Source organism: Pseudomonas sp. LB3P93 (genome assembly GCF_054898025.1).
In genome coordinates this window covers 6,342,909-6,362,821 of the sequence record NZ_CM142713.1, presented here as the reverse complement: position 1 = coordinate 6,362,821, position 19,913 = coordinate 6,342,909, and the positions used below count along the sequence as shown (strand labels likewise).

The following is a 19,913-nucleotide window of genomic DNA, read 5'->3' as shown; positions in this document are numbered from 1 at the left end:
CAGCTTGTTTAAAAGCATCGTCTACAAACTGCGACGGTGCTCACACTTGGCCGTATTGCTGCCCATGGCGCAGCCAGCGGTCTAGCAACGGGCTGACGTGGTCCGGCCAGCGTTCCAGCAAAGCCTGGGCGGCGTCGCGCACGGCGGGCAGCAAGTCGGCGTCGCGCATCAGGTCGGCGACCTTGAATTGCAGTAGACCGGTCTGGCGTGTACCGAGCATTTCGCCGGGGCCGCGCAGTTCGAGGTCTTTTTCAGCGATGACAAAACCGTCGTTGGTCTCGCGCATGATGCCCAGGCGTTGACGTCCGATCTGCGACAGCGGCGGATGGTAGAGCAGCACGCAATGGCTGGCGGCGCTGCCTCGACCGACACGGCCGCGCAATTGGTGTAGCTGCGCGAGGCCGAGGCGCTCGGGGTTTTCGATGATCATCAGGCTGGCGTTCGGGACGTCGACGCCGACTTCGATCACGGTGGTGGCCACCAGCAGTTGCAGGTTGCCGGCCTTGAATTCGGCCATGACCGCGGCTTTCTCGACGGGCTTCATGCGGCCGTGGATCAGGCCGACCTTCAACTCGCCAAGCGCTGCGGTGAGGTCTTCGTAAGTGGTTTCGGCGGCCTGACAGGTCAGCTCTTCCGATTCTTCAATCAGCGTGCACACCCAATAGGCCTGACGCCCTTCGGCACAGGCGCCGCGTACCCGTTCGATGACTTCCACGCGCCTTGTATCGGTGACCAATACAGTGTTGACCGGGGTTCGGCCGGGCGGCAGTTCGTCGAGGATCGAGGTGTCGAGGTCGGCGTAAGCGCTCATGGCCAGCGTCCGCGGAATCGGCGTGGCGGTCATGATCAGCTGATGCGGACACATCCGGCCGCCAACGCCTTTCTGGCGCAATGCCAGGCGCTGCTGCACGCCGAAACGGTGCTGTTCGTCGATGATCGCCAGCGCGAGGTTCTTGAACTGCACTTCGTCCTGGAACAGCGCGTGCGTACCGACCACCATCGGCGCACCGTTGGCGATCTGTTCCAGCGCGGCCACGCGGTTTTTGCCCTTGAGCTTGCCGGCCAGCCACGCGACTTCAATGCCCAGCGGTTCGAGCCAGCGCTTGAAGGTGATGAAGTGTTGTTCGGCGAGGATTTCGGTGGGCGCCATCAAAGCGACCTGATAACCGGCCTCCAGCGCCTGAAGCGCGGCGAGGGCGGCAACTACGGTTTTACCCGCGCCGACGTCGCCCTGAATGAGCCGCAGCATCGGTTCGTGCTGGCTGAGGTCGTAGGCGATTTCGTTGCCGACCCGCTGCTGGGCGCCGGTTGGCGTGAAGCCCAGGTTGGCCAGGTATTGGGCCGGCAGCTTGGTGGCTTTCGGCATCGCCGGTGCGCGCAGAGAACGCATGCTTTCGCGCAGACGTTGCTGGGACAGTTGATGGGTCAGCAGTTCTTCGAAGGCCAGACGATGCTGCGCCCAATGATGGCCGAGGGCGAGTTCATCGACGTCGGCATCGGCGGGCGGGTGATGCAGGTAGCGGATAGCATCGGCCAGCGGCGCGAGTTGATAGTCCCGTGCCAGTTCGGTCGGCAGCCAGTCGGGCAGGCTGGTGGGGCCGAGCATCGTCAGGGTCTGCATGCACAACTGGCGCAAGCGCTGCTGGGTCAGGCCTTCGGTGAGCGGGTAGACCGGGGTCAGGGTTTCATCGACTGGCGGTGGCTCGTCGCCGGTGATGGCGCGGTATTCCGGGTGATAGATTTCCAGCCCCGACGCACCGGGCCGCGCTTCGCCGTAGCAGCGAATTCGCGTGCCGCGTTTGAGGCCTTCTTTCTGGGCGTTGCTGAAGTGGTAGAAGCGCAGGCTGAGCCCACCGGTGCCGTCCTGCAAGCGAACGACGAGGCTGCGGCGACGGCCCATGACCACATCGGCGCCGCTGACGGTGCCTTCGATCACAGCGTCTTGCCCCGGTCGCAAATGGCCGATCGGGACCACGCGAGTGCGGTCCTGATAGCGCAACGGCAGGTGGAACAGCACGTCCTGGAGATTCTCCAGGCCGACCTTGGCCAGTTTCTCGGCCATGGCCTCGCCGACACCCTTGAGTGCCGTTACCGACACTTGCGACAACTCGGTCATGACAGCGACTTAAGCCGCAGCCACCGGCGCGGGCGGCTTGGCCACCGAGCACAGGCGAATGGAGTCAGCGAGGATTTCAATCGCTTTCGGGCGAGGGAAGCTCGCGCGCCAGGCGATGGCCACGGTGCGGAACGGCACCGGTGGCGACAGCGGGCGCACTTCGATGATGCCGGGGGCGTAGTGGTGGCTGTCGACTGCTGACAGCGGCAGGATCGAAATGCCGAGGCCGGACGCGACCATGTGGCGGATGGTTTCCAGGGAGCTGGATTCCACGGTGGTGTGCTTGGCGCCGTCATTGCCTTTGGCCAGGGTCGGGCAGGCTTCCAGCACTTGATCGCGGAAGCAGTGGCCTTCGCCGAGCAGCAACAGGCTCTTGTCGTTGAGCAGGGCGGCGTCGATGGATTCCTTTTGCGTCCACGGGTGCTGGGCCGGCATCAGGACGTAGAACGGCTCGTCGTAGAGCTGCAAGGTCAGGACGTCGGCTTCGTTGAACGGCAGGGCGATGATGATCGCGTCGAGCTCGCCGTTGCGCAGCTTGTCGCGCAGCACGTGGGTGAAGTTTTCTTCGATGTACAACGGCATCTGCGGGGCGACCCGGTGCAGTTGCGGGATCAGGTGCGGGAACAGGTACGGGCCGACGGTGTAGATCGCGCCGACTTTCAGCGGCGCGGTCAGCTGGTTCTTGCCAGCCTGGGCCAATTCGCGAATGCCTTGGGCCTGTTCCAGGACTTTCTGTGCCTGGGCAACGATGCCTTCACCGACCGGGGTCAGGCGCACGGCACTCTTGCTGCGCTCGAAAATCAGCACACCGAGTTCGTCTTCAAGCTTTTTCACGCCCACCGACAGGGTCGGCTGGCTGACATGGCAACGCTCGGCCGCATGGCCGAAATGCTGCTCTTGGGCGAGGGTAACGATGTAGCGTAATTCTGTGAGAGTCATAGCAAGCGTCCATGAAGTTGCGAGCCAAGCATACCGGCTGCAATCGATAGACGCACGTTATCAGACTGAGTGTGCTGAGTGACACTGGGTAATGCCGGTTTGCCGCAGGCAGATATGCAAAAGGCACCTTTCGGTGCCTCTGTGGCTTTGCACATAACCCTGTGGGAGCGAGCCTGCTCGCGATGAGGCCATCACATTCAACATCATCGTTGACTGTTAAACCGCTATCGCGAGCAGGCTCGCTCCCACATTGGGTCGGTGGTGCTTTTAGCGTCGGCGTTTTTCCAGTGAGTACAGGAACGGCGCCGTAATTTCGATGGTGCCATTGGTCAGCATGTCGGCCGGCGGCTTGGGCAGCGGTTGGGCGAGGCGGATCATTTCCAGGGTGGCCCGGTCCAGATCGGCAACGCCTGAACGGCCCACCAGTTCGTACGACAACACATTACCTTCGCCATCAACGATGAAGCGCAGGCGGTTGGTGCCTTGCTTGCCCCGATTCTGTGCGCTCGCCGGGTACTTTTTGTACTTGCCCAAGTGCGCGAGCAGGGTGCCTTCCCAACTGGCTTTGGCCGCCTGTTGCGCTGGCGATGGACCCGGAGCCGGTTGCGCGGATTTCTCCGTCGGTGCCTGGGTCGGTTGCGCGTCGCTAGGCTTCTCCTCGGACGGTTTCTCCTTCGGCGGCTCCGGCTTTTTCTCAACAGGCTTGGGCGGTTGAGGCTTCGGCTTGGGCTTGACCGGTTTCGGCACGACGATCTCGGCCTTCGGCACTTCAGCCAGTTTCGGGATCGGCAGTTCTTCCACCGGGGCCGGTGGCTGTGGCGGCGTTATGACCTTCGGCGGTGCCGGCGGTGGCGGGGCCGGAACCGGTGCCAACTCGACCATCATCGCCTGCGGAGGCAGCTCGATGGGTGGGCGCGCGGTCCAGTTCATCGCCAGCGCAATGGCCAGCGCATGGACGCCCAGCACCACGGCCAGGCTCCCGCTGTAACGCGTCAGCTTATGGCGCGTCGTGATCATTTCTTGACTGCCGTCTCGAGCCCGACCAGACCGACCTTCAGGTAACCGGCGGAGCGCAGGTTGTCCATCACGCTCATCAGGTCGCCGTAATCCACGCCTTTATCGGCCTGGAAGAAGATCGTCGTGTCTTTCTTGCCTTTGGTCCTGGCGTCGAGGGTGGCGCCGAGTGCTTCGGCCTTCACTTCTTCTTCGCCGAGGTAAAGGCGCTGGTCAGCCTTGACGCTGAGGAACACCGGTTTCTCCGGCCGCGGCGCCGGTTTGGCGCTGGAAGCCGGCAGGTCGACCTTGATGTCCACGGTGGCCAGCGGGGCCGCCACCATGAAGATGATCAACAGCACCAGCATCACGTCGATGAACGGCGTGACGTTGATTTCGTGGTTCTCGGCCAGATCGTCGTCTGCGCCTTCTTTCAAATGCAAGCCCATGGCTGATTACCCTACTTTGACCACGTGGGGTTGCGTGGAGCGCTCGGTGGTCGGCAGGTGATCGAGGTCACGGCTGACCAGCAGCAGGACTTCAGCCGAGGCATCGGATACTTGCGCCTTGTAACCGGCGATGGAGCGGGCGAAGACGTTGTAGATCACCACCGCAGGAATCGCGGCAACCAGGCCCAGCGCGGTGGCCAGCAAGGCTTCGGCGATGCCGGGCGCCACGACGGCGAGGTTGGTGGTCTGGGTTTTGGCGATGCCGATAAAGCTGTTCATGATGCCCCACACGGTGCCGAACAGGCCCACGAACGGCGCGGTGGAGCCGATGGTGGCGAGCACGCCGGTGCCGCTGCTCATGTTGCGACCGCAGGCTGCAACGAGACGCTCGAGACGGAAGGCCACACGTTCCTTGATGCCTTCTTTCTCGCGGCTGTTGACCGACAAGCGCATCTCTTCCAGAGCGTCATGCACCAGCAGGTTGGCGAGGGTGCCTTGCTTGGTGGCGGTCGCGCTGGCTTCTCTAAGGGTGGTGGCTTTTTTCAGATGGACGATTTCGCTGCGCAGACGACGCTTGGCGCCCATCAGCTCGAAGCCCTTGGCGATCCAGATGGTCCAGGTGATGATCGAAGCGATGGCCAGACCAATCATCACGATTTTCACGATAATATCGGCGTTCTGGTACATGCCCCAAGGCGACAGGTCGTGGGCCATGCCGAGGGTGTTGTCGGTTTCGAGGACTTCTGGAACGTCTTCGGCGTCTATTGCCTGGGTCGGGTCGGTTGCAACTGGCGCCACGGCGGGAGCAGCATGATCAGCCGGGGCTGGAGCAGCGGCGGCGGCCGGAGTGGCAGGTGCTTGTGCGTCAGCGAAAGCGGCGGTCGGTGCCAGCATCAGGCTGAGCAGCAGGGCGGCCACTGCGCTCCAGGCGCGAGGTCGTTTGGTAGGCGAAGCGGGGAATTGATTGCGTGTCATGCTGGCCGGACCTGAAAGGAAAAGACGGTAAATGTTCTTCCAGGCCTCGTGAGGCCGAGAACAAAAGTGGCGTGCATTATTGCAAGTAATTCTTGTTAACAGAAGTAATAGAGTATCTTTTTTTCCTTCATTGCTAGCCGCTCGTCCTGTGCCGGCGCTAGTCTGTGCCTTTCTGATGGGAGTTTTCTGATGTCTGCGCCTTCTGTTTTGATCGCCGGTTGTGGTGATGTCGGCAGTCGTCTGGCCACGCAATTGGTGGCTTCCGGCTGGGAGGTTCATGGCCTGAGGCGTGATGTCTCGCGTCTGCCCGAGGGAGTCATTGGCGTCGCTGGCGATTTGTTTAATGAAGACTGCCCGCAGACCTGGCCGGTCGGTGCGGTGGACTACCTGGTGTATTGCGCGGCCGCCACCGACCACGATGAAGCCGGTTATCGCGCGGCTTATGTGCAGGGCTTGAAGCATGTGCTTGAGTGGCTGGGCGACTACGGACAGGTGCCCGATCGCTTGCTGTTCGTTTCCAGCAGCAGTGTGTATGGCCAGCAGAATGGCGAGTGGGTCGACGAGACTTCGCCGACCATTGCTGAAGGCTATTCGGGTCGATTGATGCTTGAGGCGGAGCAAGTCGCACTGCAAAGCGGCATCCCGGCGAGCATCGTGCGCCTGACCGGCATTTACGGCCCCGGCCGCGAATGGCTGCTGACTCAGGTTCGTCGCGGTTATCGCGTGGCCGTTGACCCGCCGCTGTATGGCAACCGCATTCACGCCGACGACGCGGCGGGGTTGATGGCTTACCTGCTTGAAGCGGATCGACGCGGGGTGGCGCTGGATGACGTCTATATCGGAGTGGACGACGCGCCTGCGCCGCTGGCCGAAGTGGTGGGCTGGTTGCGTGAGTATCTGGGCGTGACTGAATGGGCTGATGACGCGAGCGTACGGCGTACGGGCAGCAAGCAGTGCAGTAATGCCAGGGCGAAGGCTTTAGGCTGGACGCCGAAGTACCCAACCTATCGCGAAGGCTACGCTGCGATCCTAGAAGGCCGCTGCTGACTTCCAGTCACCGCAAATAAAATGTGGGAGCGAGCTTGCTCGCGATGAGTCCGTAACATTCAACATCATTGTTGACTGTTATGCCGCCATCACGCCCTGAGCCTTTCCGTCAACGCGATTTTGCTGTGTTCAGCTCGCTGGTCAACGGCGAGCCGTGCCGGAGCAAGGCCTGTAAATAAACCTTTTCGTCGTACACGGTGCTGGTCTTCCAGCACCGATAAACGATCCGGATCCACTTGAACGCCAAGGCCCTGAGGGCGGCTTGGTAAGAGCAGCCTTTGGCCCTTTGCTGGCGATAATAAGCTTCTGCCCACACCGATTGATTGATGCTGTGTGCAGCCCACTCAACAAAGGTCTGGCGCAAAAAAGTTGCGCATTGATAGCGCCAATGAACGACTTTTTTCTTGCCGCTACGTTCGGTAACCGGTGCGATCCCGGCGTATCGCTGCATCGAACTGGCATCCTTGAAGCGATCTCGCTGCTCACCAAAAGCCACCATCAACCGTGGCGCAAGCTGCTGCCCCGCGCCGGGCAAGGCCTGGAAGAGGCGGTAGTCGGCCAGGGTATTGGCGGTTTTTTCGATCTCCCGATCAAAGTCTTTGATCGCCGTGATGACCCCTTTCAGTTGCGAGACCAGGGCCAGCACATACAGCGCTGAAGGACTGACCACGCCTGGATCTTCAGTCAACGGCATGGCTTTGGTGATCAACGCCAAACGCTGCTGATTGAGTTCAGCATGGCGAACATTATGCGCGTGAAGGAACTTCAAAACGCTGGCCGGCCGAGCGCGCTTAAGCACTTCAAATGTCGACCAGCGCGCCAAAAACTCACAGAAAACCAGCGTGTCATGGTCATGAAACAGCTCAAGAGCCAACGGATAATACTGTTTGAGCATGCAGACCAGACGGTTGCTGATCTTGACCCGGTCATCGACCAGCCCACGGCGATGTTCGGTCAGACTGGCGAGCGAACGCATGGCGGAGCTTTGCTGGACCAGTTGAGGAAACCGTTCTGGGTGATTCAGCAACAGCTCAAGCGCCCATTGAGCATCCGTTGGATCATCCTTGGCGCCACTGGGGACGAAGGTTTTACGGTGCCGGGCCAAGGTGCTCGGATTGATCGGAAAGATACAAAAAAACTCATATTTTTGCAGAGCCGCTATCAGTGGCCCTTTGTTCAGCTCCACGGCGACCGCGATCGGGCCACCGTAACGTTGATGCAGCGACTTGGCCCAGCGATCAATCGACTCGGGCTTGTGGTCGATGACCTCGAAACTCCGCTGAGCCTCTCCAGTTATCTGCAAACAGATGTCGTGCTTGGCATCTGCCCAATCAATTCCGATATAAGCAGTGAACCTCTGAGACAGGAGCGTTTGCATGGAACACCTCCACAGGCGCTAAAGTACATGCAGGGACATGCATGCTTGCGTCCAGCGAAGGCGATATAGAGAGCCGTGTCGGGCTTTCCCTGAGAATTCGTTAGAGGGCGCAAGCGCACCTGTGGGCTCGAAGGTGATGGCGTAATCATCGAGTGCTTCGCGAGCATATTCGTAGCCCGCAGGTGCATGTTCCTTCCTCGCCGACAGCGAACTTCCAGCGAAGTCAGTATGGAAGAGAAAGGAACGGACTACCTATATCGCGAGCAAGCTCGCTCCCACATTGATTTTGTGTTGGCCTTTAGCGCCGAGTTACTGCTTTTCCAGCAACCACTTGCGATCACCCGGCGTGAACTGAGGCATTTCATCCGCCTGCGCCGTGTTCACCGCCTGCACAATCTCCAGTTCCTTGCCCTTGCGCGCAAAGATCCAGGTATTGCCCTGGCCGTTCACTTGCAGCCACATGTTGTCATTGCCGCCGCTCATCGACGCGCAATCGCCCGCCAGGCACAGGGCATAACGATCGGCACCCGGCAGGCCGGCAACCTGGCCATCGGCCTGGAATTGCACGGTATTGCCTTCACCCGGACCGCTGACGATTTTCCAGCTGCCGCCCATGTAGGCGGTGTACAGCGCGCGTTCGAAGCTCGCGCCAATCGGTGCGCCGTCCGGCACTGGAATCAGCGCACGGTCAAAGACCTGGTCCGGCTCGTTTTCGCTGGCGGTCTGGCTCAGTTGCTTGCCGTCACGCTTCAGTTCGCTGGCGGAGCTGCCGTAAAAGTCGACTTTCCAGGCACCGGACTCTTCGCCCAGCAGCTTGCCGTCCACGTTTTCAAAGCCATTGGTGTAGCGGGCCTGACCGGCTTTGGTGTTGACGTCCCATTCCAGGTTCGGGCCATAAGCCTGGAGCGCTTCACGCAGGGGGCCGCCTTTGGACGCAGCGTCGATCGCCACCTGATTGATCCAGGTGCCGCTGATGTCACGGTCGGCAGGGTTGCTGGCACAACCGCCCAAGAGTAGGGCGACCAGCGAGAGAGCTAGCGCTTGGCGCATGGTGGAATCCTTTCAGAAACGAAGTCGACGCAACCTTGAAAAGGCTGCGCCGGATGTATTACTCGATAACCAGAATGGCATCCATTTCAACCTGCGAACCCTTTGGCAGGGCGGCTACGCCGATGGCGGCGCGGGCAGGGTATGGCTGGTCAAAGTACTTGCCCATGATCTCGTTGACCTTGGCGAAGTGGCTCAGGTCGGTGAGGAAGATGTTCAGTTTGACGATGTCCTTGAACGAACCACCGGCAGCTTCGGCTACGGCTTTGAGGTTCTCGAACACCTGGACGGTCTGGGCTTCGAAGCCTTCAACCAGTTCCATGGTTTTTGGGTCCAGAGGAATTTGACCCGACATGTAAACGGTGTTGCCAGCCTTGATCGCCTGGGAGTAAGTACCGATGGCGGCCGGGGCCTTGTCGCTGGTGATAACAGTCTTGGTCATGAATGACTCCTTGTAATAGGTGGCTTAGGCACGCATGCGGGTGATGCGAATCACCCCGGTCAGTGCGCGAAGTTTCTTGATCACGCGGGCCAGATGCACGCGGTCGTGCACGCTGACCACCAGTTGGACCACGCTGATGCGACCATCGCGTTCATCCATGCTGATTTTTTCGATATTGCCGTCGGCCGCGTTGACGCTGCTGGCCAGCAGGGCGATCAGGCCGCGCTGGTGTTCCAGTTCGACGCGCAGCTCGACGTTGAATTCGCCGGTGACATCCTTGGCCCACGAGAGCTGGATGCATTTTTCCGGGTTATGGCGGATTTCGCTGATGTTGCGGCAGTTGTCCAGGTGCACGACCATGCCTTTGCCGGCAGACAAGTGACCGACAATCGGGTCGCCCGGGATCGGTGTGCAGCACTTGGCGTAGCTGAGGACCAGGCCTTCGGTGCCGCGAATCGCCAGCGGGCCTTCCGGACTTGGCAACTGTTCGCCTTCGCCGAGCAGACGGCGCGCGACCACGTAGGCCATGCGATTGCCCAGGCCGATGTCTTCCAGCAAGTCTTCGATCAGTTCGAGACGGTATTCGGCGAGCATCGCCTTGACCCGGTCGGCCGCTACTTTCTCAAGCGAGCTGTCGAAACCATTGAGCACTTTATTCAGCAAGCGCTCGCCGAGGCTGATGGATTCGGAACGGCGCTGCAGTTTCAGCGCATGGCGGATGTGGGTCCGCGCCTTGCCGGTGACCACGAAATTGAGCCACGCCGGGTTTGGCCGCGCGCCGGGAGCGCTGACGATCTCGACCGTGGAGCCGCTTTGCAGCGGTTCGGACAGCGGTGCGAGACGACGATTGATCCGGCATGCAATGCAGCTGTTGCCCACGTCGGTGTGCACCGCGTAAGCGAAATCGACCGCCGTGGAGCCCTTGGGCAGCTCCATGATCCGGCCTTTGGGCGTGAACACGTAGACCTCGTCCGGGAACAGGTCGATCTTCACGCTTTCGATGAACTCCAGCGAGTTGCCGGCCCGTTGCTGCATCTCCAGCACGCCTTTGACCCACTGACGGGCGCGGGCGTGAGTGCCTTTTGGCTGCTCGTCACCGCTGGATTTGTACAGCCAATGGGCGGCGATGCCGTTGTTGGCCATCTCTTCCATTTCACGGGTGCGGATCTGGATCTCGATCGGAACACCGTGCATGCCGAACAACGTGGTGTGCAGCGACTGATAGCCGTTGGCCTTGGGGATCGCGATGTAATCCTTGAAGCGCCCCGGCAACGGTTTGTACAAATTATGCACAGCGCCCAACACGCGGTAGCAGGTATCGACCTTGTCGACGATGATCCGGAACGCATACACGTCCATGATCTCGTTGAAGGCCCGACGCTTGCCGCGCATTTTCTTGTAGATGCCGTAGAGGTGTTTCTGGCGACCGCTGACCTCGCCCTGAATGCCATCGATGGCCAGGCAGTGGCTGAGGGATTCTTCGATCTTGTTGACGATTTCCTTGCGGTTGCCCCGGGCGCGTTTGACCGCCTGGTTGATCCGCGCGGAACGCATCGGGTGCATCGCCTTGAAGCCGAGGTCTTCGAATTCTATGCGGATGGCGTGCATGCCCAGCCGGTTGGCGATGGGCGCATAGATTTCCAGGGTTTCCTTGGCGATCCGTCGGCGCTTTTCACCAGACAGGACTTCCAGCGTGCGCATGTTGTGCAGGCGGTCGGCGAGCTTGACCAGGATCACGCGAATGTCGCGCGCCATGGCCATGGCCATTTTCTGGAAGTTTTCGGCTTGGGCTTCGGCTTTGGTCTCAAAGTTCATCTGGGTCAATTTGCTGACCCCGTCGACCAGTTCGGCCACGGTTTCGCCGAACTGCGCTTGCAGCGCTTCCTTGGCAATACCGGTGTCTTCGATCACGTCATGCAGCATCGCAGCCATCAGACTCTGATGGTCCATGTGCATGTCGGCAAGAATATTCGCCACCGCAAGAGGATGCGTGACGTACGCCTCACCACTGCGGCGGCGTTGGCCGTCGTGGGCTTGTTCGGCGTAGAAGTACGCTCGGCGGACCAGGTTGACCTGGTCCTTGCCGAGGTAGGTCGATAAGCGATCGGCGAGGGCGTCTATGCTCGGCATGATAACTCCTGCCGTTCGCTGTGACCCCGCGCCGTGCTACGTCGACCAGGCATAGGCTTAGACGGCCTCGTTGGACTCGTCCTCGAACGCTGCGAACAGCGGTTCGTCTTCGACGATTTCAGCATTGGCGATGAACTCGTAGCTCATCAGGCCTTCAGCGATTTCACGCAAGGCTACAACGGTAGGCTTGTCGTTTTCCCACTGAACCAGTGGCTCTTTGCCGCCGGTGGCCAGTTGACGGGCACGCTTGGTGGACAGCATGACCAGTTCAAAACGGTTTTCCACGTGGTTCAGGCAGTCTTCAACGGTTACGCGGGCCATGGTATTCCTCGGAGCGAATGCAATATGCGCGCTGCCCGGGTGGGCGAGCGGACTGAACAGTTTAAAAAATCACCAGCGATTAGGGAAGCGCTGATTTTTTGACCAAGCCCTTCAACGCGCTGCAAGTGCCAATGTAAAGCCCTTGCAACGGTTTTGGGAAGTGCTGATTAGCCGAGCAATTCAGCCAAAAGTTTTCCGTTACGCTGCTGCTGACGCTTCTGATGCAGCTGATTGGCACGGAAAATCGCCTGCAAATCCTTCAGGGCGTGGGCGAAATCGTCGTTGATGATCAGGTAGTCATAGTCGACGTAGTGGCTCATTTCGCTGACGGCTTCGCGCATCCGGCCTTCAATGACTTCGTCGCTGTCCTGGCCGCGATTGTTCAGGCGCTGATGCAAGGCTTGCAGGGACGGCGGCAGAATGAAGATCGATCGGGCTTGCGGCATCAACTTGCGCACTTGCTCGGCACCTTGCCAGTCGATTTCCAGAATCAGGTCGTGGCCTTCATCCAGGGTCTGCTGCAAATGGCTTTGCGAGGTGCCGTAGAGGTTGCCGAACACTTCGGCGCGCTCAAGGAAATCCCCGTGCTCGATCATCTTTACGAACTCTTCGCGCGACACGAAGTTGTAGTTCACGCCGTTCACCTCACCGGGGCGCATGGCGCGGGTGGTGTGGGAGACCGAGACGCGGATCTCCTGATCAGCGTCGGTCAGGGCCTTGACCAGGCTGCTCTTGCCCGCGCCCGAAGGGGCGGAAATGATGTACAGGGTGCCGGTACTGTGGGTCATGTCGGGTTTGCCTTACTCAATATTCTGCACTTGTTCGCGCATCTGCTCGATCAACACTTTGAGGTTGACCGCCGCCTGGGTGCTGCGCGGGTCGAAGGCTTTGGAGCCCAGTGTGTTGGCTTCGCGGTTGAGCTCCTGCATCAGGAAGTCCAGGCGCCGACCGGCAGCGCCGCCGGATTTGAGCACCCGGCGAACTTCAATGATGTGAGTGCTCAGGCGATCCAGTTCTTCGGCGACGTCGCTCTTCTGAGCGAGCATGACCATTTCCTGTTCCAGGCGCTGCGGGTCCATCTCGGCTTTCATGTCGGCAAAGCGGTCGAGGACTTTCTGGCGCTGGGTCGCAAGCATCTGCGGGACCAGTTCACGCAGGGTCACCACGTCTTCTTCAATGGAGGTCAGGCGATCATTGATCAATCGGGCCAGCTCCGCGCCTTCACGCTCGCGGCCGGCCTTGAGTTCTTTCAGGCCTTCATTGAACAGCGCCAGTGCCTCGGCATTCAGGGCTTGCGGGTCAGTGGCGTCGCCCACCAGCACGCCGGGCCAGGCCAGGACTTCCAGTGGGTTGAGTGCGGCCGGGTTTTTGATCAGGCCGGCGATGGTCTCAGCGGCAGCGACCAATTGCGCGGCGCGCTCGCGGTCCACTTGCAGGGGTTTGTCGGTGTTTTCTTCGGTGAAGCGCAGGGTGCATTCGAGCTTGCCCCGGGAGATCCCCTGACGCAGCGCTTCGCGGACCGCACCTTCGAGGTCGCGAAACGACTCCGGCAGGCGCAGATGGGGTTCCAGGTAGCGGCTGTTGACCGAGCGCAATTCCCAGCTCAGGGTGCCTTGGGCGCCGGCTTTTTCAACGCGGGCGAAGGCGGTCATGCTGTGCACCATGGAGGTACCTCGCAATTCAGGTTTGCGTTACCAAAGGTTTCGCGGGACCCGATATCTGTGAATTAAAGCCGACAGGCAGCAAAGGCGCAGGATTGTAGCGCAGTGGGGCGGATGCGCCCAAACACACGGTGTGACAAAGGGCTGCAGGCCGTCGGTAAAGCGCTGTTCTAAGCTCTAGTCAGCGCCTTCAATCGTCGGGCGGATTTTTTAGAAGTGCCCAGTCTTGGCGCGCGGCTCTATAATGCTCGGCAGTTTTCCGTCCCCCGTACAGGTATTCCCTATGAAACGTCCAAGTGGTCGCGCTGCCGATCAGCTCCGCTCGATCCGCATTACCCGCAACTACACCAAACACGCCGAGGGATCTGTACTGGTCGAGTTCGGTGATACCAAAGTCATCTGCACCGTCAGCGTCGAGAACGGCGTGCCGCGTTTCCTCAAGGGTCAGGGCCAAGGCTGGTTGACCGCCGAATACGGCATGCTGCCGCGCGCGACTGGCGAGCGTAACCAGCGTGAAGCGAGCCGTGGCAAGCAAGGCGGCCGCACCCTGGAAATCCAGCGTCTGATCGGTCGTTCCCTGCGTGCTTCGCTGGACATGTCCAAGCTGGGCGACGTCACCCTGTACGTCGACTGCGACGTGATCCAGGCTGACGGTGGCACCCGCACCGCGTCTATTACCGGCGCCATGGTTGCACTGGTCGACGCGTTGAAAGTGATCAAGAAGCGCGGCGGCCTGAAAGGCGGCGACCCGTTGAAGCAAATGATCGCTGCCGTTTCGGTGGGCATGTACCAGGGCGAGCCTGTGCTTGACCTCGACTACCTGGAAGATTCGGCTGCCGAGACTGACCTGAACGTCGTGATGACCAGCACTGGCGGCTTTATCGAAGTTCAAGGCACTGCCGAAGGCGCACCGTTCCAGCCGGAAGAGCTGAACGCTATGCTGGAACTGGCGAAGAAGGGCATGACCGAGATCTTCGAACTGCAAAAGGCCGCACTGGCCGACTGATCGGATGTTCCACGCAAGGAGGACACCATGAGTGACGAGCAGCAGCTACTTCCCATCCCGAGCAAAGAAGTTCGGCAGTGGGCAATGTTTTGTCACTTGTCCGCCTTGCTGGGGATCTGGATTCCGTTCGGTACGCTGATCGGCCCGCTGATTCTCTGGCAGATGAAGCGCGAGATGGACCCGTTTGTCGATGCGCAGGGCAAGGAGGCGCTGAACTTTCAGATCACCGTCGCTATTGCTTCTGCCATCTGCTTCTTGCTGATGGTGGTGATCATCGGGTTCTTCATGTTCGGGCTGGTGGCGATTGGTGCGTTGGTGTTGACGATCATCGGCGGTGTCAAGGCCAATGAAGGGGTGCCTTACCGGTATCCGTTCACCTGGCGGTTGATCAAATAACGATCAGCGCAGTTTTTGGTGCAGGAGCCGGCTTGCTGGCGATGGAGTGTCAGCTACTCATGCGTGAACTGACACTCCATCGCTAGCAAGCCAGCTCCTACAGAAAGCAAAATCAGCGCGCACAAAAAAGCCGACAACGATGTCGGCTTTTTTGCGTCTGCGAAAAAACGCTTAGATGGTCAGCGTCCAGTCGTAGTCCACGATCAGCGGTGCGTGTTGCGAGAACCGTGGCTGGCGTGGCAGGCGTGCGCTGCGAACAAAACGGCGCAGGCCAGGGGTCAGCAACTGGTAGTCGAAGCGCCAACCGAGGTTGAGCATTTCCGCCTGTTCGTTGTCCGGCCACCAGCTGTACTGGTCGCCTTCGCGGCTGACTTCACGCAGGGCATCAACATAGCCCATGTTGCCGACAATCTCGTCCATCCAGGCACGTTCAGGTGCCAGGAAGCCCGGGGATTGCTGGCTGTCGCGCCAGTTCTTGATATCCAGCTTCTGTTGCGCCACGTACAGCGAGCCACAATAAATGTACTCGCGACGTTTGCGTCGCTGTTTATCCAGATAACGGGCGAAATCGTCCATTAGCTTGAACTTCTGGTTCAAATCTTCATCGCCGTTCTGCCCCGAAGGGAGCAGCAAGGTCGCGATGCTGACCTTGTCGAAATCGGCTTGCAGGTAACGCCCGTAGCGGTCGGCCGTCTCGAAGCCGAGACCGCTGATGACTGCCTTCGGTTGCAACCGCGAATACAAAGCCACGCCACCCTGGGCGGGAACTTCGGCTTCGCAGGCATAAAGGAAGTAGCCATCCAGTTGGAAGGCTGGATCGTCCAGTTCAAAGGCGGAGGCGCGGGTGTCCTGCAGGCAGATGACGTCGGCATTCTGTGCTTGCAGCCAACTGAGCAAACCTCGCTCCACTGCAGCCTGAATACCATTGACGTTCACACTGATGATCCGCATAAATGGCCCCAAAAATCGCGTGCGTGTATGATACACGGCGTCAACCTAATTAGCTAAATCCGTGGTATTTGGGGTTTTTTTCATGCAAACGTATCAGCGCGATTTCATTCGTTTTGCCATTGATCGCGGCGTTTTGCGCTTCGGCGAGTTCACCCTGAAGTCCGGGCGCACCAGTCCTTACTTCTTCAATGCGGGCCTGTTCAACTCGGGTTCAGCCCTGGCGCAACTGGGTCGTTTCTACGCAGCGGCCATCGCCGAGAGCGGTATTTCGTTCGACGTTTTGTTTGGCCCAGCCTACAAAGGCATCCCGTTGGCGGCGACCACCGCTGTGGCCCTGGCCGAACATCACGACCGTGACCTGCCATGGTGCTTCAACCGTAAAGAGGCCAAGGCCCACGGCGAAGGCGGCAGTCTGGTCGGCGCACCGTTGACCGGCGAAGTGCTGATCATCGACGACGTGATCACCGCTGGCACCGCCATTCGCGAAGTGATGCAGATCATCGCTTCCCAGGACGGCGCCAAGGCAGCAGGCGTGCTGATCGCCCTGAACCGTCAGGAGCGTGGCAACGGCGAGTTGTCGGCGATCCAGGAAGTAGAGCGTGATTTCGGTATCCCGGTGATCAGCATTGTTTCGCTGAACCAGGTGCTGGAATTCCTGGCGGATGATCCGCAGCTCAAGCAGCATTTGCCAGCCGTTGAAGCCTACCGCGCCCAATTCGGCGTTTAACCGTAATCTCCTGTGGGAGCGGGCTTGCTCGCGAAGAGGCAGTCCCATTCAACATCTTCGTTGACTGATACACCGCTTTCGCGAGCAAGCCCGCTCCCACAGGATCGTTGGATACAAAAAGACCCCGCTCGGCCTGGCTGAGCGGGGTCTTTTTGTATGCGCTATCGCTTAAGGACGCTTGCGATTACTGATCAAAGTACCCACGCCGGTATCGGTGAAGATTTCCAGCAGAATCGCATTCGGAACCCGACCATCAATGATCAACGAACTGCCCACGCCGCCCTGCACTGCTTCCAGCGCGCAACGAATCTTCGGCAGCATGCCGCCGTAGATGGTGCCGTCAGCGATCAGCTCGTCGACTTGTTGGGTAGTCAGGCCGGTCAGGACCGTCCCCGACTTGTCCATCAGGCCGGCGATGTTGGTCAGCAGCATCAGCTTTTCAGCTTTCAGTGCTTCGGCCACTTTACCGGCCACCAGGTCAGCGTTGATGTTGTACGACTCGCCGTTGGCGCCAACGCCGATTGGCGCGATCACCGGAATGAAATCGCCTTTGACCAGCAGGTTCAGCAGGTCGGTGTTGATGCCGACCACTTCGCCCACCTGGCCGATGTCGATGATTTCCGGTTGGGTCATCTCCGGCGTCTGACGGGTCACGGTGAGTTTCTTCGCACGAATCAGCTCGGCATCTTTACCGGTCAGGCCGATGGCGCTGCCGCCATGACGGTTGATCAGGTTGACGATGTCCTTGTTGACCTGGCCGCCGAGGACCATTTCCACCACGTCCATGGTTTGCGCGTCAGTCACGCGCATGCCATCGATGAAGTGGCTTTCGATCGACAGACGCTTGAGCAGGTCGCCGATTTGCGGGCCGCCGCCGTGAACCACCACCGGGTTGATGCCGACAGCTTTCATCAGCACGATGTCGCGGGCGAAGCCGGTTTTCAGCTCCTCGCTTTCCATCGCGTTGCCGCCGTATTTGATCACCAGCGTCTTGCCGACATAGCGGCGAATGTAAGGCAACGCTTCGGACAGGACCTTGGCGGTGTTGGCGGCGGCTTCGCGTTCGAGGGTCATTCAGGGCTCCGGCACTTCGATAAAAGGCGCTTCAATAAATCAAAACGGTAGTTGGAGATCAGGTGCAACACGCTTCAACTGGACTTTGAACACGTCCTTGATGCGCTGCAATTCCGCCTCGTCATCAGCCTCGAAGCGCAGCACCAGCACCGGTGTGGTGTTGGACGCGCGCACCAGGCCCCAGCCTTTGGCGTAGTCGACTCGCACGCCGTCAATGGTGGTCAGGTCGGCGCCTTCGCCCCACTTCGCGTCGTGCAGTGCATCAATGATGCTGAATTTGCTCTCTTCGGTCACATGGATATTGATTTCCGGCGTAGAAATATCGTTTGGGAAGGTCGCAAACAGCTCTTCCGCGGTAGATTTTTCCTTGCTGAGGATCTCCAGCAGACGCGCAGCGCTGTAAATGCCATCGTCAAAACCGAACCAGCGCTCCTTGAAGAAGATGTGCCCGCTCATTTCGCCGGCCAACAGGGCGCCGGTTTGTTTCATTTTCTTTTTGATCAACGAGTGACCGGTCTTCCACATTAGCGGGCGACCACCGTATTCCTTGATCAAAGGCGTCAGGCGGCGAGTGCATTTGACGTCGAAGATGATTTCCGCGTCAGCGTTGCGCGCCAGTACGTCACGGGCGAACAGCATCAGCAGGCGGTCCGGATAGACGATGCTGCCGGTGTTGGTCACCACGCCGACGCGGTCGCCATCGCCATCGAAGGCCAGGCCGATGTCGGCGTTGGTTTCCTTGACCTTGGCGATCAGGTCGACAAGGTTTTCTGGCTTGCCCGGGTCCGGGTGGTGGTTCGGGAAGTTGCCGTCGACGTCGCAGAACAGCGGGATGACTTCGCAGTTCAGGGCTTCGATCAGTTGTGGGGCGATCACGCCGGCGGCGCCGTTACCGCAGTCGACCACCACTTTCAGGCGGCGAGCCAGTTTGATGTCCTGGACGATTTCGGTGTTGTAGCGGTCGAGGATCTCGACCTGGGTGACGCTGCCCTTGCCGCTGCTCAGGTTGTTGGTCTTGAGGCGTTCGTGCAGGGCCTGGATCTGTTCGTTGGCCAGGGTGTCGCCAGCGATCACGATTTTGAAGCCGTTGTAATTCGACGGGTTGTGGCTGCCGGTCAGCATGACCCCGGATTTGCCGGCCAGTACGTTAGCGGCGTAGTACAGCGCCGGTGTTGGCACCAGGCCAACATCGCTGACGTGGCAGCCGCTGTCGGCCAGGCCCTTGATCAATTGCTCGACCAGTTCCGGGCCGGAGAGTCGACCGTCGCGGCCAACGGAAACGTTCGGCTCGTCTTGGGCCAGGCTCTGGGCACCGATGGCGCGACCGAGCCAATAAGCGGTCTCAGCGTTCAGGAATTCCGGGACGGTGCCGCGAATGTCATAGGCGCGGAAGATGCTGTCGGGGAACTTGGGTGCGACTTGGGCTGGGCTGCTCATTACTGGAAATGCTCCATCTCGAAGGTGGCTGGATCTGTCTGCGAAGAACTCGTCGGCAGGCACAAACTGAAGGGTATGACGGCGTTTTCCACTGAGAGTTCGTGGTGTGTAAAGGCCATGCCACCTGCGTTTGCGAGGTAATGACCGGTCAATGCCTTGATTTTCGGCGGTAAAGCTTCCAGCTGAGTGTTGTGCAAATTTCAGCAGGCTCCGTACCTGTGGCGAGGGAGCTTGCTCCCGCTGGGCTGCGAAGCGGCCCCAAAAACCTGTAAGTCATTACCGATTTTTGTGAGTGCTACGCACTCAAGCGGGAGCAAGCTCCCTCGCCACACAAGCCCCCTCACCTTAGGGTTGTCATCTATCCGATCAATGGCTGCCGGAATGCCCGAAACCACCGGCACCGCGCTCGGTTTCAACGAACTCTTCGACCATCTCGAAGTGCGCTTGAACCACCGGCACCAGGACCAGTTGAGCCAGACGCTCACCCACCACCATGTTGAAGTCGGTCTGGCCACGGTTCCAGCACGAAACCATCAGCGGACCCTGGTAATCGGAGTCGATCAAACCGACCAGATTGCCCAGCACGATGCCGTGTTTATGGCCCAGGCCGGAGCGCGGCAGAATCAGCGCCGCCAGGCCCGGATCGCCGATGTAGACGGACAGGCCGGTCGGGATCAGCAGGGTTTCGCCCGGCTTGATCACGGTGTCTTTTTCCAGCATGGCGCGCAGGTCGAGGCCAGCGGAGCCCGGGGTGGCGTACTGCGGCAGCGGGAATTCGGTACCGATGCGGGGGTCGAGGATCTTGGCTTGCAAAGCGTGCATGT

The 19,913-nt window shown here is 59.9% G+C and carries 19 protein-coding genes and 1 pseudogene; 4 read left to right on the top strand and 16 right to left on the bottom strand.

Going from position 1 to position 19,913, the window contains the following annotated elements:
• Nucleotides 1–40 precede the first annotated feature (40 nt).
• The 5 genes from recG to exbB form a co-directional block, all read right to left on the bottom strand.
• Nucleotides 41–2,116 (bottom strand): ATP-dependent DNA helicase RecG, encoded by a 2,076-nt coding sequence (gene recG, locus ACYZT8_RS29180; protein WP_461977861.1) that lies wholly within the window; start codon nucleotides 2,114–2,116, stop codon nucleotides 41–43.
• Between the two features lie 9 nt (nucleotides 2,117–2,125).
• Nucleotides 2,126–3,055, bottom strand: a complete 930-nt coding sequence (locus ACYZT8_RS29175) for a LysR substrate-binding domain-containing protein (RefSeq protein WP_461956318.1) — start codon at nucleotides 3,053–3,055, stop codon at nucleotides 2,126–2,128.
• 267 nt (nucleotides 3,056–3,322) lie between these two features.
• The gene (locus tag ACYZT8_RS29170) at nucleotides 3,323–4,072 is read right to left on the bottom strand and encodes an energy transducer TonB family protein (protein ID WP_461977860.1); all 750 of its coding nucleotides are present in this window, start codon (nucleotides 4,070–4,072) and stop codon (nucleotides 3,323–3,325) included.
• Nucleotides 4,069–4,497 carry a TonB system transport protein ExbD gene (gene exbD / locus ACYZT8_RS29165; protein WP_090177980.1) on the bottom strand — a complete coding sequence of 143 codons (429 nt, stop codon included), beginning with the start codon at nucleotides 4,495–4,497 and terminating at the stop codon, nucleotides 4,069–4,071. Before exbD ends, ACYZT8_RS29170 begins: the two co-directional genes overlap by 4 nt.
• A 6-nt stretch (nucleotides 4,498–4,503) precedes the next feature.
• Nucleotides 4,504–5,472 carry a tonB-system energizer ExbB gene (gene exbB, locus ACYZT8_RS29160; protein WP_461977857.1) on the bottom strand — a complete coding sequence of 323 codons (969 nt, stop codon included), beginning with the start codon at nucleotides 5,470–5,472 and terminating at the stop codon, nucleotides 4,504–4,506.
• 189 nt (nucleotides 5,473–5,661) lie between these two features.
• Between exbB and ACYZT8_RS29155 the strand changes: the two genes are divergently transcribed.
• Nucleotides 5,662–6,519, top strand: a complete 858-nt coding sequence (locus ACYZT8_RS29155; RefSeq protein WP_461977855.1) for an SDR family oxidoreductase — start codon at nucleotides 5,662–5,664, stop codon at nucleotides 6,517–6,519.
• Nucleotides 6,520–6,628: 109 nt separating this feature from the next.
• Here ACYZT8_RS29155 and ACYZT8_RS29150 read toward each other — a convergent pair whose 3' ends face one another.
• The 7 genes from ACYZT8_RS29150 to ACYZT8_RS29120 form a co-directional block, all read right to left on the bottom strand.
• Nucleotides 6,629–7,897 carry an IS110 family RNA-guided transposase gene (locus ACYZT8_RS29150; protein WP_461973989.1) on the bottom strand — a complete coding sequence of 423 codons (1,269 nt, stop codon included), beginning with the start codon at nucleotides 7,895–7,897 and terminating at the stop codon, nucleotides 6,629–6,631.
• 309 nt (nucleotides 7,898–8,206) lie between these two features.
• A complete protein-coding gene (locus ACYZT8_RS29145) occupies nucleotides 8,207–8,947 on the bottom strand; it encodes a hypothetical protein (RefSeq protein WP_461977853.1) in 741 nt (246 codons plus the stop codon).
• 58 nt (nucleotides 8,948–9,005) lie between these two features.
• Nucleotides 9,006–9,386, bottom strand: coding sequence for a RidA family protein (locus ACYZT8_RS29140; RefSeq protein ID WP_003229509.1), 381 nt, complete (start codon nucleotides 9,384–9,386; stop codon nucleotides 9,006–9,008).
• A gap of 24 nt (nucleotides 9,387–9,410) precedes the next feature.
• Entirely contained in the window at nucleotides 9,411–11,516 is a 2,106-nt protein-coding gene (gene spoT / locus ACYZT8_RS29135) for a bifunctional GTP diphosphokinase/guanosine-3',5'-bis pyrophosphate 3'-pyrophosphohydrolase (protein ID WP_403099825.1), read from the bottom strand.
• A 57-nt stretch (nucleotides 11,517–11,573) separates the two neighbouring features.
• Nucleotides 11,574–11,837: a DNA-directed RNA polymerase subunit omega gene (gene rpoZ, locus ACYZT8_RS29130; RefSeq protein WP_007894670.1), complete on the bottom strand. Its 264-nt coding sequence runs from the start codon at nucleotides 11,835–11,837 to the stop codon at nucleotides 11,574–11,576.
• Nucleotides 11,838–12,004: 167 nt separating this feature from the next.
• Nucleotides 12,005–12,625, bottom strand: coding sequence for a guanylate kinase (gene gmk / locus ACYZT8_RS29125; protein WP_461977852.1), 621 nt, complete (start codon nucleotides 12,623–12,625; stop codon nucleotides 12,005–12,007).
• Between the two features lie 12 nt (nucleotides 12,626–12,637).
• Nucleotides 12,638–13,501: a YicC/YloC family endoribonuclease gene (locus tag ACYZT8_RS29120; protein ID WP_008150145.1), complete on the bottom strand. Its 864-nt coding sequence runs from the start codon at nucleotides 13,499–13,501 to the stop codon at nucleotides 12,638–12,640.
• A 280-nt stretch (nucleotides 13,502–13,781) separates the two neighbouring features.
• On the opposite strand from ACYZT8_RS29120, the gene rph reads away from it, so the two are divergent.
• Nucleotides 13,782–14,504, top strand: a complete 723-nt coding sequence (rph, locus tag ACYZT8_RS29115; RefSeq protein WP_010465211.1) for a ribonuclease PH — start codon at nucleotides 13,782–13,784, stop codon at nucleotides 14,502–14,504.
• Between the two features lie 27 nt (nucleotides 14,505–14,531).
• Nucleotides 14,532–14,900, top strand: coding sequence for a DUF4870 domain-containing protein (locus tag ACYZT8_RS29110; protein ID WP_461977850.1), 369 nt, complete (start codon nucleotides 14,532–14,534; stop codon nucleotides 14,898–14,900).
• 171 nt (nucleotides 14,901–15,071) lie between these two features.
• Here the strand turns inward: ACYZT8_RS29110 and ACYZT8_RS29105 are convergent, their stop codons facing one another.
• Nucleotides 15,072–15,851 (bottom strand): exodeoxyribonuclease III, encoded by a 780-nt coding sequence (locus tag ACYZT8_RS29105; RefSeq protein WP_007934608.1) that lies wholly within the window; start codon nucleotides 15,849–15,851, stop codon nucleotides 15,072–15,074.
• Nucleotides 15,852–15,933: 82 nt separating this feature from the next.
• Between ACYZT8_RS29105 and pyrE the strand changes: the two genes are divergently transcribed.
• Nucleotides 15,934–16,578, top strand: a complete 645-nt coding sequence (gene pyrE, locus ACYZT8_RS29100) for an orotate phosphoribosyltransferase (protein WP_461977848.1) — start codon at nucleotides 15,934–15,936, stop codon at nucleotides 16,576–16,578.
• A gap of 168 nt (nucleotides 16,579–16,746) precedes the next feature.
• On the opposite strand, the gene argB is transcribed toward pyrE, so the two are convergent.
• From argB to dut, 3 genes and pseudogenes are all read right to left on the bottom strand, one after another.
• The gene (gene argB, locus ACYZT8_RS29095; protein ID WP_045059191.1) at nucleotides 16,747–17,652 is read right to left on the bottom strand and encodes an acetylglutamate kinase; all 906 of its coding nucleotides are present in this window, start codon (nucleotides 17,650–17,652) and stop codon (nucleotides 16,747–16,749) included.
• Nucleotides 17,653–17,691: 39 nt separating this feature from the next.
• Nucleotides 17,692–19,095 (bottom strand): annotated as a pseudogene (locus ACYZT8_RS29090) (phosphomannomutase/phosphoglucomutase); the annotation flags it as partial.
• A 360-nt stretch (nucleotides 19,096–19,455) separates the two neighbouring features.
• Nucleotides 19,456–19,911: a dUTP diphosphatase gene (dut, locus tag ACYZT8_RS29085; RefSeq protein ID WP_010465200.1), complete on the bottom strand. Its 456-nt coding sequence runs from the start codon at nucleotides 19,909–19,911 to the stop codon at nucleotides 19,456–19,458.
• Between the last annotated feature and the right edge of the window lie 2 nt (nucleotides 19,912–19,913).

Coding starts and splice junctions, on each gene's coding strand:
- ACYZT8_RS29140 (WP_003229509.1), bottom strand. CDS start 9,386: ATGACCAAGACTGTTATCACCAGCGACAAGGCCCCGGCCGCCATCGGT.
- ACYZT8_RS29155 (WP_461977855.1), top strand. CDS start 5,662: ATGTCTGCGCCTTCTGTTTTGATCGCCGGTTGTGGTGATGTCGGCAGT.
- dut (WP_010465200.1), bottom strand. CDS start 19,911: ATGCACGCTTTGCAAGCCAAGATCCTCGACCCCCGCATCGGTACCGAA.
- ACYZT8_RS29175 (WP_461956318.1), bottom strand. CDS start 3,055: ATGACTCTCACAGAATTACGCTACATCGTTACCCTCGCCCAAGAGCAG.
- ACYZT8_RS29170 (WP_461977860.1), bottom strand. CDS start 4,072: ATGATCACGACGCGCCATAAGCTGACGCGTTACAGCGGGAGCCTGGCC.
- pyrE (WP_461977848.1), top strand. CDS start 15,934: ATGCAAACGTATCAGCGCGATTTCATTCGTTTTGCCATTGATCGCGGC.
- gmk (WP_461977852.1), bottom strand. CDS start 12,625: ATGACCCACAGTACCGGCACCCTGTACATCATTTCCGCCCCTTCGGGC.
- ACYZT8_RS29150 (WP_461973989.1), bottom strand. CDS start 7,897: ATGCAAACGCTCCTGTCTCAGAGGTTCACTGCTTATATCGGAATTGAT.
- ACYZT8_RS29120 (WP_008150145.1), bottom strand. CDS start 13,501: ATGGTGCACAGCATGACCGCCTTCGCCCGCGTTGAAAAAGCCGGCGCC.
- recG (WP_461977861.1), bottom strand. CDS start 2,116: ATGACCGAGTTGTCGCAAGTGTCGGTAACGGCACTCAAGGGTGTCGGC.
- ACYZT8_RS29145 (WP_461977853.1), bottom strand. CDS start 8,947: ATGCGCCAAGCGCTAGCTCTCTCGCTGGTCGCCCTACTCTTGGGCGGT.
- ACYZT8_RS29105 (WP_007934608.1), bottom strand. CDS start 15,851: ATGCGGATCATCAGTGTGAACGTCAATGGTATTCAGGCTGCAGTGGAG.
- rpoZ (WP_007894670.1), bottom strand. CDS start 11,837: ATGGCCCGCGTAACCGTTGAAGACTGCCTGAACCACGTGGAAAACCGT.
- rph (WP_010465211.1), top strand. CDS start 13,782: ATGAAACGTCCAAGTGGTCGCGCTGCCGATCAGCTCCGCTCGATCCGC.
- exbB (WP_461977857.1), bottom strand. CDS start 5,472: ATGACACGCAATCAATTCCCCGCTTCGCCTACCAAACGACCTCGCGCC.
- ACYZT8_RS29110 (WP_461977850.1), top strand. CDS start 14,532: ATGAGTGACGAGCAGCAGCTACTTCCCATCCCGAGCAAAGAAGTTCGG.
- argB (WP_045059191.1), bottom strand. CDS start 17,652: ATGACCCTCGAACGCGAAGCCGCCGCCAACACCGCCAAGGTCCTGTCC.
- spoT (WP_403099825.1), bottom strand. CDS start 11,516: ATGCCGAGCATAGACGCCCTCGCCGATCGCTTATCGACCTACCTCGGC.
- exbD (WP_090177980.1), bottom strand. CDS start 4,497: ATGGGCTTGCATTTGAAAGAAGGCGCAGACGACGATCTGGCCGAGAAC.